Raw genomic sequence first — 16,011 nt, 5'->3', positions numbered from 1 at the left:
ATCGCAAATGCATGTGGGGCACACGCGGCAAACCGCCACGTGCGACCCCTTAATTCTTTGATTTGCTTCAGGCAGCGGTCTTTTGGATGGCCTGGACGATTGCGCTCTCAGGCCAGCCATACGCCTTGACGCTGTTTACGAAAGCCGATGCCGCAGGCGAGAACCTGCGCCCCGCAACGACAACCAGGGATACTTCCCGCCAGACCTCAGGATCAATCACGGGACGGACCTGCAGCCCTGGAATCACCGCACTGAATTCCGGGATGAAGCAGATGCCCAGTCCTCCCGACACCATATTCTGGATCCAGTCCTCGCGTTCGCTGGCATAGGAGATCCTGAGCTTCACGCCCCGATCCGTGCACAGACCCGCGAGGTGATCGCGATACTCGCAATTGAGCCGCCTGAGATAATTTTCACCATCGAGTTCGGAGATGGCCACGTTGTCATTGCGGGCCAGCCGATGGCCGTTTGGAAAGGCGAGGACAAAGCGCTCGCGATAAAGCGGTGTGACGTCGAAGCGGTCCGGAAAGCTGTCGCTTGACGCCATAATGGCGACGTCGATCTCGCCGGACTCTAGAAGTTGGGAGAGTGATGCCGGGACGCCCTCAACCAGTTGCAGCTGGATGCCCTGCTGACGCCGGTTAAAGTCGGTCAGCAGACCGGTGAAGCGACGGGGGCCGATGGTGCACATGACGCCGACCTTAAGGTTGGCGTTCTCCAGGCACAGGAACCTTGATGCCTCCTGCCGCACTCCAGTCAGTTCGTCGAGGATCTGCTGAAAACGGGGGCGAAGCAGCACACCTAGATCGGTCAGGTGGGTCAAGCTTCGTTCGCGGCGAAACAGTAGCCCTCCGACCTCCTCCTCAAGTTGCTGAATGGCGCGGGATAGCGCCGGCTGAGTGACGTTGCACTTTTCACCTGCGCGCGTGAAGTTTCGCGTCTCGCACACGGCCAGGAAGTAGCGGATGTGGTGAATGTCCATGCCGATTTGTCCCCGAATTGCAGACGTGGCTGTTCGTGCTTCGGAGACTGCCGTAAGGCTCGCTTTGGCGCCAATGCACTGCGGCTATAAAGTCGATAGCGGTCTGTCATGGCACGCGGTACGGACAAATTGGGTAGCGGAGCAGCTGACCACCTTCGAAGAGGACGGCAGGCCAACCGCTCGCCATCGTTGACATCATCCCTGGCTGCCCGAGCCCTGGGGCTGCGGTTAGCGGCCGGAGCAGCTCAATTGGCGCCGCCAAGCGCCAATACATTGGCGCAGAACGCAGCTTGCGGCTTGCTCATGGCGGCGTCATTGCACATCTTCATCATCGTGTCCCGATCCTTCCGAGGCGCAGCCAGCCAGGCCTTCTTGAAACAGGCCATCGGCTTCATCGTTTTCATTCCGGCATCGCTATGAATGATGGCAGCGACGCCAGATCGCTGAAGGCATCGGCGGATGCGCGTCTGGCCAAAAGACTGAAGGCGAACACCCCACACAGACAGTTCGTATTCTCATGACACGCTCTTCCTTGTGCTGAAGGCTTGCCAGCGACCGTCGTCGCGCCAAGCAAGATCCTCGCCTGGCTGGCACAAACCTTGCGCCGCGCGAGGGATTGCAGCCAATGCAATCTGCCTATGGAGTTCATGCCACCTTGGCATTTCGCCAATGGCGGATCATGCGGCAGTGTCTCCATCAAACGCCTTGCCGGGCGTTCTTCGGGAGGAGACTCAAAAGATGCAAATCCAGGCCGCAACCGACCAAGCCTTCATTGCCGGTGCGAGACCCGCGACGGAAGACCGCCAGCTGATCGACATTGCGCTAGCAAGCGACGCACACGGCGCATTTGTCTGGGGCGTGCTCGATCGTCTGCTGGATGAACCTCGTCTTTCCTTCCGCAGCATCACCGCATCCGGTTTCGGGGGCATAGAAGCGGCGGTTCTTGCCTACGGACTGGCTTTGGGCGGCAGGCGTGGGGCAAGGACGGCGCTTACCAATTTCTGGCGGCGCGTCAGCCACGCATCGACGTCTGTGGCCGCGACAGCCAATCCATTGAAATCGATCCTGGAACAGTCGATCGACATTGCCGAGTTGCACAAAAACAGCTGCCAGTTGGAGCTCAACATCCTGACTTCAAATGCACGCACCGACACAGTGACGATTTTCTCCGGCGACCAGTTGTCGATCGACGCTATTTTGGCGGGGGCGACAGTCCCATTTCTATTCCCGCCCGTGGAAATCGATGGCGATACGTATTGGGGCGAATGCGATTTTTCGACCTTGCCAGCAGTGCAGCCGATCGAGGCTGGGCATTGGCTCATTGTCAGCGGCAAACCCTCCGGGTGCATGACGCCTTGTGCGGCTTACTGCCTCGCCGCAAATGCCGTGAACTCTGGATCTATCCTCTTCGACAGCCATCACAGAACAAGCGCTGCCTTGTTTACCAGGCCTTGGATCGACTGGGGCGAATTGACCGACATGCGTGACCGCGGTCGCCAGCGAGCCGAGGACTGGCTTCTCGCCGACCATCCAACCTTGAGCGAAAGCTCGGTCGTCGACAACAAAAATCGATACGTCTAGGCGCCTCCCTCCGCCTAGCCGCGCCCGCTTCGCTCCGCTCACGAAGTGCAGGCGCCAAAGCCCTCCGGTTCCCCGCCGGAGGGCTTTTGCACGTTATCCTCCTCAACATAGTGACCGCGTATCAAATCCATGCCGAGACAGCATTTCAGCTTCATCGCACGTTCGACGACACTGTTTGCAGACAGGCCGCTAGGTCAGTCTTCCCTCGAAACGCAATCAGGAGAAACGACCGTGATCAACACCAAGACCCTCATCGGATCGGCCCTCGCGGCCGCCACCTCGCTTGCTGCAACTGCAGCCTATAGCGGCCCCGCCGCTCAGCCCAGCTTCTCGTTCGAGAAGTGCTATGGCGTCGTCAAGGCTGGCCAGAACGACTGCCAGACTGCGACGCATTCATGCGCCGGCACCTCGACCGCCGACAACCAGCCGGACTCCTGGCTCTACGTGCCGGCCGGCAGCTGCGCCAAGATCACCGGCGGCAGCGACAAGCCGAAAGCCTGACCGACCCAGACTTCAAGCCAACCCCCTTTGGAAGGGAGCAGACCGATGTCCCGTGCATTTCAGCCCCTCACGATCCCGGCATCCGCTGGCATCGGTCTGCGCTCTCCTCACATCAGCGAGATGCTGACCCGCAGACCCTCCGCTGGCTGGCTCGAAGTTCATGCCGAGAACTATATGGGCGACGGCGCCGCCGTCGAGGCGCTTGAACGGCTGCGCCAAATATATCCGCTGTCGGTGCATGGCGTCGGCCTGTCTCTGGGCAGCGCACAAGGCGTGGACCGCGATCATCTGGAAAGGCTGCGCAAGGTCTGCGAGCGGTTCCAGCCTGATCTTGTTTCGGAGCATCTTGCCTGGAGCGTTGCCGACGGAGCCTATCTCAATGACCTGCTGCCGCTTCGCTATGACGAAGAGGCGCTGGCGATCGTGGCGCGCAATGTAGCGACCATCCAAGATACGCTGAAGCGGCGTGTGCTGATCGAGAACCTGTCCGCCTATGTCGCGTTTGCGGACTCCTCCATGAATGAAGCTGAATTTCTGGCTGGGCTGGTGGCGCAAACTGGCTGCGGCCTGCTTCTGGACGTCAACAATGTCCAGGTTTCGGCGCACAATCTCCAATACGACGCCAAGACCTTCATCGACGCTTTGCCTGCCGATGCCATCGGCGAAATTCACCTTGCCGGTCACGCGACCAATCAGGTCGGCGGCGACACGGTGCTTATCGACGACCACGGCTCTCGCGTGCCGCCAGTTGTCTGGCACCTCTACCAGCATGCCATCACCAGTCTTGGACCGCGCCCTACGCTGATCGAATGGGATACCGATGTGCCGGTTCTCGACGTTCTGCTTGGTGAAGCCATGTGGGCCGACATGCTCACCGCTTCGGTCATGTTCAACCGCAAGCAGGCCGCGCGGCACATCGCCACGACTATGGCCCCGCCGGCGCACACGCTACCGGCTTTCGAAAGCTCTCAGACAAGCATGCCTGTGCTTGCGGCATTTGCCGCTGCCAGAGCCAAACCGGCCATGCACATGGCCTTGCCGACAATCGAGGGAGGATATCATGCTGCCGCTTGAACATCTGCAGACCATCGTGGCGCGCTCGGTGCTGGCCATGGAGCCAGTGATCGACGCAAAAATGCTGACCGCCGGCAAGGCCGACCCAATGGCTCGCCTGCGCATCTACCAGAACAATACGCGCAGTTCGTTGACTGCTGTGCTGATGGCGGTCTTCCCCGTTACGGCTCGCCTCGTCGACGAACGTTTCTTCCGCTTTATGGCGAGCGAATTCATTCGACGGCATCCGCCGGCGGAGTCACGCCTGGCGCGTTATGGCGCGGGCTTCCCTCGCTTCCTGAAAACCATCGACACGCTGTCCGACATGCCAATCGTCGCCGAGACCGCGCGGCTCGAATGGGCCATTGCCGAAGCGCTCGATACAGCTTCGCTGCCGGCCCGCAGTCTCGCAGAATACGACAGCACCGACCTTGGGCTGTCGCCGGATATCCTGCTCCAGCCTTCACTGCGACTGATCGTCTCCCACTGGTCGATCCTATCGGTATGGATGGAGCATCAAAAGGAGACTGCGGTCGATGAAAAAATCACCTGGACAAGGCGCCCCGAACGGGTGGCGCTTTGGCGATCGAGGAACTACGTGCGGCTTTTTCTGCTCGACCGCGCGAGCTTCGCCTTCTGGCATTCGCTGAAGCACGGCTTCGGCCTTGAGCATGCCACTGGCCGCGCCTTGGCGCTCGACCCGGCCTTCGACCTGGTTTCAGCGCTTGTGCGTCTGTTCCGCGACAGGCTCGTCACCGACGTGCGCGTCCCGGTGCACCCTCTCTCAAACTGAAGGAAACGACCATGACTGCGATACCGGAATATTCCCCTCCTCGCCCTGCCGGCCTTGTTGGTCTTTACCGACGAGTGATCAAGTTGCCGGAGCGTATCCCATTTTCGCTGGTCCAGCTCGCAGCTCGCGTGGCGATTGCGCATGTCTTCTGGCAGTCTGCACAATCGAAGCTGGCGTCTTGGCCGGTGACGCTGCAGCTGTTCGCCAGCGAATACAATCTACCGCTCATCGATCCGTCGATCGCGGCGCCGCTGGCGACAACGGCAGAGATCACCGGGGCGGTGCTGCTTTTCCTGGGACTATTCTCTCGCCTCGGCGCACTGCTGCTGCTCGGTGTCGTATCGGTAATCCAGATCTTCGTTTTCCCGGAGAACTGGGCCGAGCATCTGCTGTGGGCCTCGCTGCTGCTGCTCGTGCTGACCCGGGGCGCCGGCGCCTTCTCGCTCGACTATGTCGCCGAGCGGACCTTTTCAGCGTCTGGAAAATGAACATCTCGACCAGCAGGGAAGCACGGTGCGCATTTTCATCGTTCATGCCCACCCGGAGCACAACAGCTTCAACGGCGCCCTAACCCGCTCGGCGCAGGACGCACTGTCTGCGGCGGGGCACGAGGTCGTTATCTCCGATCTCTATGCCATGAGCTTCAATCCGGTATCAGACCGGCGCAACTTCACGACCATTCGAGACGCGAACTACTACCACCAGCAGTCTGAGGAGGCGAATGCGGATGCCCACGACGGATTCGCTCCAGACATCCAGGCCGAGATGGACAAGCTTTTCTGGTGCGACGCCTTGATCCTGCAGTTTCCGCTCTGGTGGTTCGGGCTGCCGGCGATCCTCAAGGGCTGGGTTGACCGAATGTTCGCGTCGGGTGGCCGCATCTATGGCGGCGGCAAATGGTATGATCGCGGCGTCTTGGCAGGAAAGCGCGCGATGTGTTCCGTCACAATCGGCGGGCCTCCGCTGATATATTCCAACCGCGGACTAAACGGCCCAATCGCCGAGATCCTGTTCCCAATCAACCACGGGATGCTCTACTTTGTGGGCTTCACCGTGATCGAGCCATTCCTCGTGCATGCGCCAGCGCGCATCAGCGACAGCGAGCGCCGGCAGTGCCTCGTTCGTTACCGCGAACGCGTCCTCGGGCTCCTGTGTGCCCCGACAATCGCGTATCCGAAGCTTGCCGACTTCGACGAAACCTATGTCTTGAAATCGATGTGAATGAAACCTCGTGCAGTTGATCGGGACAGAACGCCGTATTCAGGCTGTGGCCCTCGGGGCCAGCACGTCCCGCTCTTGCGTCAAACCATCCTGGGACCGGCTGGCCGGGACATCCGCGGCTCCGCTTTTGGTGGAGGAACATGGGGCGCGGCGCTCCGACAAATGCATCGGAACGCCGCCTCAAGTCGATCAATTGATCTTCGGCAATCGCGATAGGAACTCGAGCGAGGTTGCGGCGATCTCGTCACCATATGTTTCGAGCGCGAAATGACCGGCGTCGTAGAGATGCACCTCTGCACCCGGAACCAACTCCTTGAGATAGTCCACGCCCTTCAGCGTGAAATATGGGTCGTTCCTGCCCCAGACGATGAGGAGTGGCGGCTGTGCCGATTTCAGAAACGCACCCCACGCAGGATAGAGAGCGACGTTTGTCTGGTAGTCGTGGAAATACTGGAGTTGGATGTCGACATTGCCCGGCCGGTCGAGGCCCGCCTGATCGACGGTCCAAGCATCTGGCGACAGTTTGTCCGGTTGCGTGGTGCCGTGCGTGTATTCGAATTTCGTGGCGTCAGGCGTGAGAATGTCGCGGATTGGCTTTTCCGTCTCTGCGTTGCGTTTCACCCAGAAAGGCGAAAGCTGCTTCACCACGTCAGGGTTCCAGCCTTCGACGTTTGCGACCGCGTTCTGTATGATCAGGCCACGCAGACGCTCCGGATGCTTGACCGCCAGTCGGAAGCCGACGGGGCCACCATAGTCCTGCATGAAGAGCACATAATTCTTCGCTCCGACAGTCTGGGTAAAGTGGTCGACGATGTCGGTGACCGCACCAAACGTATAGGCGAAATGGTCAAGTGTTGGCGCTGAACTATAGCCAAAACCTGGATAGTCCGGCGCGATGACCCGGTAGTGTGCCGCGAGCCTGGGGATCAGGTTGCGATACATGTGCGAGGAAGAGGGAAAACCGTGCAGCAGCAAGACGACTGGCGCGTCCTTTGGCCCGGCCTCGCGATAGAAGATGTCGAGCCCATCCACCTTCACCGTCTTCGAAAGTGTCTCGACGTTGGCCGCTTGGCCCGCAAAGACGGATGGAATCGAAGCCACAGCAGCGAGTAGCGCGCCGATCAAACCGCTGCGCCAGGAGCGGGAAAGGGCGGAACTGCCCGGGAGAGATGACGTCTGGAACATGTTGCGAACCTTGTAACCGTTAATTGTACGTTTTAATGGTGTCGAATTTGTCGAAACCTGTCAACGTCATTTTTATCGGTTACACAAGGGGCGCGTCACGATACCGTGACGCGGCACCCAGTGCGCGACTGCCCGTTTGTTTCTCGGATGGCTCTGACAGAGCCAGCTCACAGCTTAATGAGAGTCGATTGGACCCTAGTCGCAGACGAGCTTCCTCGCGCGGTGCGTCTTGACCTTGTGGCGGTTGCCACACAGGGCCATGGAACACCAGCGCCGGGTGGCGTTGCGGGCGGTGTCGTAGAAAGCCAGCGTGCAGTCCGGCCCGCTGCAGTGCCGCAGACGATGTGGTTCGAAACCAGCGGCAAAGTCGGCAAAATCCTGCGCGATAGCAGCCAGCGCATCATTGCCACCCGTGGTCGCGGCACCAATGGCCAGCACGCCGTCGCGAATCTGGAGTTGCTTGCGGACCCCAACCTCTCCCAGATGCCGGTTGACGGCGTCGATGGCTTGCTGAGGCGGCCTGGTTTGCCGGATCAGATGCGCCAACAGGGTCGTTAGGGCCGTCCGCAGGTCACGCGCGGGTCCGACATTCGGCACTTCTCCTGTTGACGCTGGCGGCAAGTCCGCGGCCGCAATCCAACGGCGCCACCCGTCGGGCGTTTCAAGGAAATCGCCCATTGTTGCGGTCGCCGAATTGACGAAATCGATCCAGAGCTTGCCTCCAACGAAGGGCATACCGTCGCGAAGTTCGCCAATCATTTGCTCACCCATTTTCGACTCTTTTCCGATCATTTCAGCAGTGGCAATTTGTAACCCTTTAATAAGTGTCAGAATGGTTTCCAACAAGGCCGCACTGGACTTATCAGCACCATCCGCGGCTCGAACGCGGAGCCTTCACCCCGGGGAGATCACCTTGTGCATCAATGACGGGTTGGCCATCCGCCGTGCTTCGGCGGCAGAAGGGCCTTGCGCAATCGCGGGGCCACAAAATCAAGAAAGGATCGCATCTTGAGGGGCAAAAGCCCCTGACCTGCATGGAGGAGGCTGACCGGCATGGGTTCCGGCTCGAACCCTTCAAGAACGGCCACCAGCTTTCCTTGCTCGATCGCCTTTGCCGCTTGATAGGAGAGCACCCTGGTGACACCTACACCTGCCACGGCCGCGTCGATCGCAGCTTCCGCGGTATTCACTGAAAGACGTGAGCGGATGGCTACGGTCTGCTCGGCATTCGAGCCTGGCGTGGCAAAACTCCAGGATGTGGCGGACGCCAGGACATCGAAGGTGACGCAAGAGACCGCGGAAAGTTCGGCCGGCGCCCTTGGCAAGCCATGGTCAGCAAAATAGGCAGGACTGCCGCAGACAACACGACGCACGGATCCTACCCGCGTCGCCACCATGCTGCTGTCCGGCAAAGGGCCAATTCGAACGGCCATATCGACATGGTCATCGATGAGATTCACATTGCGGTCTGACAGCACCAACCGCACGTTGATGTCTGGAAAGTGCGAGAGGAAATCATTTATCGCCGGTAGCACATGCAGTCGTCCGAATACGACGGGAGCCGTAATGATCAGATCGCCCTTTGGCGCGTTGTATTCGCCGGATGCGGTTCGCTCCGCCTCGCCCACCTGCTCCAGGATTCGCTTGCAGGCGGCCACATAGGCGGCTCCGCTATCGGTCAGGATAAGTCGGCGTGTCGATCGGACGAGCAAGCGGGTGTGGAGATAGGCCTCCAATTCCGTAACCTTGCGACTGATGGTTGGCAGGGGTGTTCCGAGTTTGCGCCCCGCCGCCGACAGACTGCCGGTTTCGACGGCGGCGATCAAAATTGACATGGCTTCGAGACGGTCCATGGGGCATCATCTTCCAAATAATGAGAGGTCGTATCTTGTGGGCATCCAATACTCTCGCATAGCGGAAGATAATAGACAGCTCCTGTCGCACCGACATCATCGAACAGGAGAGATATGAATGTCCCGCATTGCCATCCCAACCCGCGAAGCAGCCCCAGTCGCCTCGCAACCCATTCTCGACGCCGTGAACAAGCAGCTTGGCGTCGTTCCCGGCCTCTTCCGCCTCGTTTCGATAAGTCCTGCAGCTCTGGCGGGCATGACCAGCTTGTCCGGTGCTCTCACCAGAGCATTGGACGTAAAGACCCGCGAACGCATTGCATTGGCCGTTGCCCAGGTGAACGGTTGCGATTACTGCCTGTCTGCTCATACCTATCTCGGTCTCAACCTGGCAAAGATCAGTGCCGAGGAGATTGCGCTCAACCGCAAGGGCGCGTCGGGCGATCCGAAGGCTGACGCGGCGGTGCGTTTCGCGGCCAGGGTGGCGGAGACCCGCGGCAAGGTAAAGGATGCTGACATTGCCGCCGTTAAACTGGCTGGCTTCACCGAGGCTCAAGTCATCGAGATTGTCACCGTCGTAGCCGAGAACTTCCTGACCAATCTCATCAACAATGTTGCCGAGACCGATATCGACTTTCCCGTCGTTCGCGCCGCCGAAGCCGCCTGATCGACCGCGCTTCCATCACGCCCGGTCTACCGTGTGAGGTTGGCCGGGCGATTTTGGTTCTGCTCTCGCCGAGGCATCCCTAAACGGCGGTAACGTTGCTGTGAGGCCGTAACGGGCAGTCACCATGGGCGAATAGCAGACTGTAGCTCAGTCCGTAATGTCGGGCTTTTCAGGTGGTGCCCAACTTCAGGCACACCGCACACAGAAGAGGGTATGCCGGCAATGCATTTCCGTAAACTTGTCTCAAGAACCACACTCTCCTCATCCAGCGCTGCCGCCGGATGGGCGCCGTTGCCGATAAGGTTGATCGTGGGCTTTGGCTTTCTGGCCCATGGCTACGCCAAGCTCAGCAGGGGACCGGAAAGCTTTGGCGTGGTGCTTCAGATTCTGGGAGTTCCCGTGCCGCAATTGCTGGCATGGCTGACGACGCTGGTTGAACTTGTCGGCGGCGGTGCTGTGCTGGCGGGCGTGTTTATTCCGCTAGTCAGCGTGCCGATGGCGATCGTGCTTTTGACGGCATTGTTCACGGTCCATTCCCAATATGGATTCTTCTCGGTGAAGTTTGCCGAAGTGACGTCGGCAGGAATCCGATTCGGGCCCGTCGGTTACGAGATCATCCTGCTTTACCTAGCCGGCCTCGCAACGCTTGCAGTAGGCGGTCCTGGCCGTTTGTCGCTTGAGACGGTCTTGTCTCGACCCAAGGGAAATGAGCGCTCGAAATGACCACCCTTGCCCAACCCCAGCACGATCTTTCTGCAATTGAGATCGACGCCTTCGAAGACAGGATCTACGCCTACAACCGGGAAGCTGTAGGGCGTGATGACGCTCAGGGCCTTGGCTTTGTGATTCGCGACGCGGTTGGACGCATCGTCGGCGTTGCAACGGGATTTTCCTGGGCAGGCACTTGCGAACTCAAACAGATGTGGATCGACGAGGCGCATAGGGGACGTGGCTATGCGCGAGCGTTGTTGAACGCCTTCGCGGCCGAGGCCGACGCCCGCGGCGTTCGGCGGATTTGGGTGCAGAGCCATGATTTCCAAGCGCCAGGAATGTATGAAAAAGCCGGGTTCGTGCGCGTAGCCGAATTTGCGGATTGGCCTGAGGGATACTCCAACGTCATTCTCTGCAAAATACTGGAAGCCCCGACTGCAACCCAATGACCACCATCCGAATTGCGCAAGACGCTGACGCGGAAGCACTACCCGATATCGAACAGTCTGCGGGTGAGGCTTATCGGTGGATCGAGGAGCTTGCCTGGATCGCTGATGACGACAACCAGACAGTCGAGCGCCACCGTGAACTCATCGCCAAGGGCACGTGCTGGGTCGCGGCGGAGCTCGACGACCCGCCGATCGCATTCCTGAGCGCGGAGATCCAGGATGACACGTTGCACATCTGGGAACTTGCCGTGCGCCTTGATCGACAACGCTTGGGTATCGGACGCGCCTTGCTTAGAAAAGGCCATTGCGGATGCGAGGCGTCGCCGCCTTGTCGCTCTTACTCTGAGGTCGCGCTCGATCGCTGGTTTCCAGCTTTGCTACTAGCCGCTCGGCGAGACGTTCTTGTGGACATTATCTGGGGGCAGTCTTCAGAGAAGAAGGGCCAAAATGACACGTTAATTGCTGCAAACGCACTGCGAGCGCGTTTCTCAAAAGAGGGGGTTCAATCTCGTGTCCGGGTCCATGCTTCGCCCAGCAGATCCCATGCGAAGATAATTTTCGCCGACACCGGTGAGCCCCATATCTATCAGGCCGTGGTTGGTTCCTGTAACTGGCTCGCATCCAAATTCGATGCATTCGAGACTTCGGTGCGTCTGCGTGACTCACACATTCTGGCAGACGTCGCTTTTGAACTCGCGGAACTCGCTAGACCGCCGGATGGCAATATCGGTACTTTCAGTACTGATATGCTTGCCATTGGTCGGCAGCTAGCGAGGGAGCCGGCACCGGTAGGTCTGACGAGCACCGCAAGGATAGTGTTGGGGAGCGAACACGCCGACGTTGTTCTTGACGCCAGAGACAATGCCAAGGACCGAATAGTCCTCCTTAGCCATCAGATGGGATATGCGATGGGCCCAACGCTAGAGGCCCTGGAGACTGCAGCGCGACTTCAGCACTCCGGGATTTTTCAAAGCGCAATTTAAGGGTGTCACCCGTTCAACGCCCTCGATTGTACGCCAAGGTTCTGGGCTGGGACGTCAGCAATCTGCTTGTCACGAGTCAGAACCTGCTGTCATCGGATCCTTCTGGCGACAACCTGCGCCAAGAAATTGGCGTACAGATCGTGCACAACAACTTCGCCCGCATTTTTCGTGAGCGGTTCGTCGCGGCGAAGGATTTTTCGTAAGCAGAGGGCTCGCTGCCGAGGAACACCTCGTACTCGGGGGATACACTCGGGAGTACGCAGCCCCCCTTGCTGGTGTGCGTAGCCGAACGGCACTTAACGTGCTCGCATGATGACTGCGCTTCCGTCAAAACGCAAAAACCGCCCTGGTTAGACCGGGACGGTTATTGATTTATGATGAAGTTGGTTGCGGGGACAGGATTTGAACCTGTGACCTTCAGGTTATGAGNTAAACGCAAAAACCGCCCTGGTTAGACCGGGACGGTTATTGATTTATGATGAAGTTGGTTGCGGGGACAGGATTTGAACCTGTGACCTTCAGGTTATGAGCCTGACGAGCTACCGGGCTGCTCCACCCCGCGTCAACCTTTGCTGCAAGCCGAGGCCTACAAATGGGTATATGGCTGACCAACTGAAAGGGCCGCTTACGCGGCCCGTGATCCCTTGGCGGGCCTTGTTCATAAAGAGAAGATTTCAACGTGCGTTTGGCAGACCTGGCAGCGACCTACTCTCCCGCGTCTTGAGACGAAGTACCATCAGCGCTGGAGCGTTTCACGGCCGAGTTCGGAATGGGATCGGGTGCAGCCGCTCCGCCATAACCACCAGGTCGGCAAAACGCACGTTGTTCGAGAAGCTTTTTGAGCGAAGAAGCACAAGAGACATCGGCAGCGGAGCTGTCGGGTGCCTCTCGGGGCTGTTCGCTGGTCTTTGTTGCGCCTCACATCACTCCTGTTTGGAGCGATGGGCATAAGGAATGAGAACGATCAAGCCGATCGAACTATTAGTACCGGTAAGCTTCAAGCGTTGCCGCTCTTCCACACCCGGCCTATCAACGTGGTCGTCTTCCACGGTTCTCAGGGAATACTCGTTTTAAGGTGGGTTTCCCGCTTAGATGCCTTCAGCGGTTATCCCGTCCGGATATAGCTACCCTGCTATGCGGCTGGCGCCACAACAGGTCCACCAGAGATCCGTCCATCCCGGTCCTCTCGTACTAGGGACAGATCCTTTCAATATTCCTACACCCACGGCAGATAGGGACCGAACTGTCTCACGACGTTCTGAACCCAACTCACGTACCGCTTTAAATGGCGAACAGCCATACCCTTGGGACCTGCTCCAGCCCCAGGATGCGATGAGTCGACATCGAGGTGCCAAACAACCCCGTCGATATGGACTCTTGGGGGTCATCAGCCTGTTATCCCCGGCGTACCTTTTATCCGTTGAGCGATGGCCCTTCCACGCGGGACCACCGGATCACTATGACCGACTTTCGTCTCTGCTCGACTTGTCAGTCTCGCAGTCAGGCAGGCTTATGCCATTGCACTCAGCGAACGATTTCCGACCGTTCTGAGCCCACCATCGCGCGCCTCCGTTACTCTTTAGGAGGCGACCGCCCCAGTCAAACTACCCACCATACATTGTCCCGGACCCGGATAACGGGCCGCGGTTAGACATCCATAGTAATAAGGGTGGTATTTCAAGGGTGGCTCCACCTGAGCTGGCGCCCAGGCTTCAAAGCCTACCACCTATCCTACACATGCCACTACGAATGCCAATGTAAAGCTATAGTAAAGGTGCACGGGGTCTTTCCGTCTAACCGCAGGAACCCCGCATCTTCACGGGGAATTCAATTTCACTGAGTCTATGCTGGAGACAGCGGGGAAGTCGTTACGCCATTCGTGCAGGTCGGAACTTACCCGACAAGGAATTTCGCTACCTTAGGACCGTTATAGTTACGGCCGCCGTTTACTGGGGCTTCGATTCAGAGCTTGCACCCCTCCTCTTAACCTTCCAGCACCGGGCAGGCGTCAGACCCTATACGTCGTCTTGCGACTTCGCAGAGCCCTGTGTTTTTGATAAACAGTCGCTACCCCCTGGTCTGTGCCACCCTCCTCTACTTGCGTAGAAAAGGGTCACGCTTCTTCCGAAGTTACGCGTGCAATTTGCCGAGTTCCTTCAGCATAGTTCTCTCAAGCGCCTTGGTATACTCTACCAGACCACCAGTGTCGGTTTCGGGTACGGTTTATAAGGAGGAGCTATTTCCTGGAACCACGCAGCAGCCCGTTCAATCCGATAAGATTGGACTACCTCAATGATCCGTCACTACCTCCAAGCCCACGAATATTAACGTGGTTCCCATCGACTACGCGTTTCCGCCTCGTCTTAGGGGCCGGCTAACCCTGCTCAGATTAGCTTTAAGCAGGAACCCTTGGTCTTTCGGCGGGGGAGTCTCTCACTCCCCTTACGTTACTCATGTCAGCATTCGCACTTCTGATACCTCCACCACCCCTCGCGGGTATGGCTTCATCAGCTTACAGAACGCTCCGCTACCGCTTGGCCCTTGCGGACCAAACCCTAAGCTTCGGTGTATGGCTTTAGCCCCGTTACATTTTCGGCGCAAAGACCCTTATTTAGACCAGTGAGCTGTTACGCTTTCTTTAAATGATGGCTGCTTCTAAGCCAACATCCTGGTTGTTTTGGGATCCTCACATCCTTTCCCACTTAGCCATAACTTGGGGACCTTAGCTGTAGGTCAGGGTTGTTTCCCTTTTCACGACGGACGTTAGCACCCGCCGTGTGTCTGCCGACTAGTACTCCCAGGTATTCGGAGTTTGGTTAGGTTTGGTAATCCGGTGAGGACCCCTAGCCCATCCAGTGCTCTACCCCCTGGGGTATTCGGTCGACGCTCTACCTAAATAGATTTCGCGGAGAACCAGCTATTTCCGAGTTTGATTGGCCTTTCACCCCTAGCCACAAGTCATCCCGAACTATTGCAACAGTTATGGGTTCGGTCCTCCAGTAAGTGTTACCTTACCTTCAACCTGCTCATGGCTAGATCACTCGGTTTCGGGTCTAATGCGACGAACTGAACGCCCTATTCAGACTCGCTTTCGCTGCGCCTACACCTAGCGGTTTAAGCTTGCTCGTCACACTAAGTCGCTGACCCATTATACAAAAGGTACGTGGTCACCCAGGACGAACCTTGGGCTTCCACTGTTTGTAGGCAATCGGTTTCAGGTACTCTTTCACTCCCCTTGTCGGGGTGCTTTTCACCTTTCCCTCACGGTACTAGTTCGCTATCGGTCATGCACGAGTACTTAGGCTTGGAGGGTGGTCCCCCCAATTTCAGACAGGATTTCACGTGTCCCGCCTTACTCGAGGACGATTGATTGCATTACGCGTACGGGGCTGTCACCCACTATGGCCCTACTTTCCAGAAGGTTCCGCTTGTCTCTCAATCGCCACTGGCCTGGTCCGGGTTCGCTCGCCACTACTTCCGGAGTCTCGGTTGATGTCCTTTCCTACGGGTACTTAGATGTTTCAGTTCCCCGCGTTCGCCACTTTACCCCTATGTATTCAGGGTAAGTTACCTATTATCGATACTTGGAAACCACAGCAGCAAGTCGGCCTTGCGACCTTCTGGCTGCTCTGATTTTCCAAGTACCTTAGGTGGGTTTCCCCATTCGGAAATCTACGGATCAAAGGGTATTCGCACCTCCCCGTAGCTTATCGCAGCGTATCACGTCCTTCATCGCCTGTGCATGCCAAGGCATCCACCAATTGCCCTTAAGACACTTGATCGTTCTCATTGCCAATGCCCACCCGCGCAATCCCGAAGGGATTGTCGCCTGAACCAGATCCTGTGCGGGATCCAATTCGATGTCATTGGCACAAAAAGACCAGCTTCTCGAGATCGGTTCGAGGGTGCGGTTAGGCAAGCCCATCATATGCGGGAGATTGAGCGTCTCCCGCGACAAATCACGACCCTTTCGGCTCATGAAGTTCGAACAAATCTTCTCTTTACAATGTCAAACAGAACAAGCGGCGAGCTAGC

Annotated in this window: 16 protein-coding genes, 1 tRNA gene and 2 rRNA genes; 11 read left to right on the top strand and 8 right to left on the bottom strand. The window is 58.1% G+C overall.

Annotation, left to right across the window (positions count from 1 at the left end; translation table 11 throughout):
- Positions 1-67: 67 nt before the first annotated feature.
- Both ASD12_RS28350 and ASD12_RS35640 read right to left on the bottom strand, forming a co-directional pair.
- On the bottom strand, positions 68-982 hold the full coding sequence (locus ASD12_RS28350; RefSeq protein ID WP_056594637.1) for a LysR family transcriptional regulator: 915 nt from the start codon (positions 980-982) through the stop codon (positions 68-70).
- A gap of 245 nt (positions 983-1,227) precedes the next feature.
- On the bottom strand, positions 1,228-1,386 hold the full coding sequence (locus tag ASD12_RS35640; protein WP_244483005.1) for a hypothetical protein: 159 nt from the start codon (positions 1,384-1,386) through the stop codon (positions 1,228-1,230).
- A 334-nt stretch (positions 1,387-1,720) separates the two neighbouring features.
- Between ASD12_RS35640 and ASD12_RS28340 the strand changes: the two genes are divergently transcribed.
- The 6 genes from ASD12_RS28340 (at position 1,721) to ASD12_RS28315 (ending at position 6,131) form a co-directional block, all read left to right on the top strand.
- The gene (locus ASD12_RS28340; RefSeq protein ID WP_056594634.1) at positions 1,721-2,563 is read left to right on the top strand and encodes a patatin-like phospholipase family protein; all 843 of its coding nucleotides are present in this window, start codon (positions 1,721-1,723) and stop codon (positions 2,561-2,563) included.
- A 231-nt stretch (positions 2,564-2,794) separates the two neighbouring features.
- The gene (locus tag ASD12_RS28335; RefSeq protein ID WP_056594632.1) at positions 2,795-3,064 is read left to right on the top strand and encodes a DUF2282 domain-containing protein; all 270 of its coding nucleotides are present in this window, start codon (positions 2,795-2,797) and stop codon (positions 3,062-3,064) included.
- A gap of 45 nt (positions 3,065-3,109) precedes the next feature.
- On the top strand, positions 3,110-4,138 hold the full coding sequence (locus ASD12_RS28330) for a DUF692 domain-containing protein (RefSeq protein ID WP_056594629.1): 1,029 nt from the start codon (positions 3,110-3,112) through the stop codon (positions 4,136-4,138).
- 16 nt (positions 4,139-4,154) lie between these two features.
- A complete protein-coding gene (locus tag ASD12_RS28325; RefSeq protein ID WP_244483004.1) occupies positions 4,155-4,910 on the top strand; it encodes a DNA-binding domain-containing protein in 756 nt (251 codons plus the stop codon).
- 11 nt (positions 4,911-4,921) lie between these two features.
- Complete coding sequence (locus tag ASD12_RS28320) at positions 4,922-5,398, top strand: DoxX family protein (protein ID WP_056594623.1); 477 nt, start codon at positions 4,922-4,924, stop codon at positions 5,396-5,398.
- 25 nt (positions 5,399-5,423) lie between these two features.
- Positions 5,424-6,131, top strand: coding sequence for an NAD(P)H-dependent oxidoreductase (locus ASD12_RS28315; RefSeq protein ID WP_056594620.1), 708 nt, complete (start codon positions 5,424-5,426; stop codon positions 6,129-6,131).
- 189 nt (positions 6,132-6,320) lie between these two features.
- Here the strand turns inward: ASD12_RS28315 and ASD12_RS28310 are convergent, their stop codons facing one another.
- The 3 genes from ASD12_RS28310 to ASD12_RS28300 form a co-directional block, all read right to left on the bottom strand.
- Positions 6,321-7,316, bottom strand: coding sequence for an alpha/beta hydrolase (locus ASD12_RS28310; protein WP_082525733.1), 996 nt, complete (start codon positions 7,314-7,316; stop codon positions 6,321-6,323).
- Between the two features lie 195 nt (positions 7,317-7,511).
- A complete protein-coding gene (locus tag ASD12_RS34985) occupies positions 7,512-8,159 on the bottom strand; it encodes a CGNR zinc finger domain-containing protein (protein WP_156398674.1) in 648 nt (215 codons plus the stop codon).
- Between the two features lie 77 nt (positions 8,160-8,236).
- Positions 8,237-9,169 carry a LysR family transcriptional regulator gene (locus tag ASD12_RS28300; RefSeq protein ID WP_056594613.1) on the bottom strand — a complete coding sequence of 311 codons (933 nt, stop codon included), beginning with the start codon at positions 9,167-9,169 and terminating at the stop codon, positions 8,237-8,239.
- A 118-nt stretch (positions 9,170-9,287) separates the two neighbouring features.
- Between ASD12_RS28300 and ASD12_RS28295 the strand changes: the two genes are divergently transcribed.
- From ASD12_RS28295 to ASD12_RS34500, 5 genes are all read left to right on the top strand, one after another.
- Positions 9,288-9,833, top strand: coding sequence for a carboxymuconolactone decarboxylase family protein (locus ASD12_RS28295; RefSeq protein WP_056594610.1), 546 nt, complete (start codon positions 9,288-9,290; stop codon positions 9,831-9,833).
- 213 nt (positions 9,834-10,046) lie between these two features.
- A complete protein-coding gene (locus tag ASD12_RS28290; protein WP_244483003.1) occupies positions 10,047-10,556 on the top strand; it encodes a DoxX family protein in 510 nt (169 codons plus the stop codon).
- Entirely contained in the window at positions 10,553-10,993 is a 441-nt protein-coding gene (locus ASD12_RS28285; protein WP_056594605.1) for a GNAT family N-acetyltransferase, read from the top strand. Before ASD12_RS28290 ends, ASD12_RS28285 begins: the two co-directional genes overlap by 4 nt.
- A complete protein-coding gene (locus ASD12_RS28280; RefSeq protein WP_056594602.1) occupies positions 10,990-11,976 on the top strand; it encodes a GNAT family N-acetyltransferase in 987 nt (328 codons plus the stop codon). Before ASD12_RS28285 ends, ASD12_RS28280 begins: the two co-directional genes overlap by 4 nt.
- Positions 11,977-12,002: 26 nt before the next feature.
- Entirely contained in the window at positions 12,003-12,179 is a 177-nt protein-coding gene (locus ASD12_RS34500; RefSeq protein ID WP_156398673.1) for a hypothetical protein, read from the top strand.
- A 282-nt stretch (positions 12,180-12,461) separates the two neighbouring features.
- Here the strand turns inward: ASD12_RS34500 and ASD12_RS28275 are convergent.
- From ASD12_RS28275 to ASD12_RS28265, 3 genes are all read right to left on the bottom strand, one after another.
- A tRNA-Met gene (locus tag ASD12_RS28275) sits at positions 12,462-12,538 on the bottom strand.
- A 130-nt stretch (positions 12,539-12,668) separates the two neighbouring features.
- Positions 12,669-12,783: ribosomal RNA gene (gene rrf / locus ASD12_RS28270) — 5S ribosomal RNA — on the bottom strand.
- A 153-nt stretch (positions 12,784-12,936) separates the two neighbouring features.
- Positions 12,937-15,758 (bottom strand): 23S ribosomal RNA (locus ASD12_RS28265).
- Positions 15,759-16,011 lie beyond the last annotated feature (253 nt).

Source organism: Mesorhizobium sp. Root102 (assembly GCF_001425625.1).
Taxonomy (GTDB): domain Bacteria; phylum Pseudomonadota; class Alphaproteobacteria; order Rhizobiales; family Rhizobiaceae; genus Mesorhizobium.
This window is presented reverse-complemented; position numbering and strand designations above follow the sequence as displayed.

Coding starts and splice junctions, on each gene's coding strand:
- ASD12_RS28330 (WP_056594629.1), top strand. CDS start 3,110: ATGTCCCGTGCATTTCAGCCCCTCACGATCCCGGCATCCGCTGGCATC.
- ASD12_RS28285 (WP_056594605.1), top strand. CDS start 10,553: ATGACCACCCTTGCCCAACCCCAGCACGATCTTTCTGCAATTGAGATC.
- ASD12_RS28295 (WP_056594610.1), top strand. CDS start 9,288: ATGTCCCGCATTGCCATCCCAACCCGCGAAGCAGCCCCAGTCGCCTCG.
- ASD12_RS28310 (WP_082525733.1), bottom strand. CDS start 7,316: ATGTTCCAGACGTCATCTCTCCCGGGCAGTTCCGCCCTTTCCCGCTCC.
- ASD12_RS28300 (WP_056594613.1), bottom strand. CDS start 9,169: ATGGACCGTCTCGAAGCCATGTCAATTTTGATCGCCGCCGTCGAAACC.
- ASD12_RS28340 (WP_056594634.1), top strand. CDS start 1,721: ATGCAAATCCAGGCCGCAACCGACCAAGCCTTCATTGCCGGTGCGAGA.
- ASD12_RS35640 (WP_244483005.1), bottom strand. CDS start 1,386: ATGAAAACGATGAAGCCGATGGCCTGTTTCAAGAAGGCCTGGCTGGCT.
- ASD12_RS28320 (WP_056594623.1), top strand. CDS start 4,922: ATGACTGCGATACCGGAATATTCCCCTCCTCGCCCTGCCGGCCTTGTT.
- ASD12_RS28280 (WP_056594602.1), top strand. CDS start 10,990: ATGACCACCATCCGAATTGCGCAAGACGCTGACGCGGAAGCACTACCC.
- ASD12_RS28290 (WP_244483003.1), top strand. CDS start 10,047: ATGCCGGCAATGCATTTCCGTAAACTTGTCTCAAGAACCACACTCTCC.
- ASD12_RS28350 (WP_056594637.1), bottom strand. CDS start 982: ATGGACATTCACCACATCCGCTACTTCCTGGCCGTGTGCGAGACGCGA.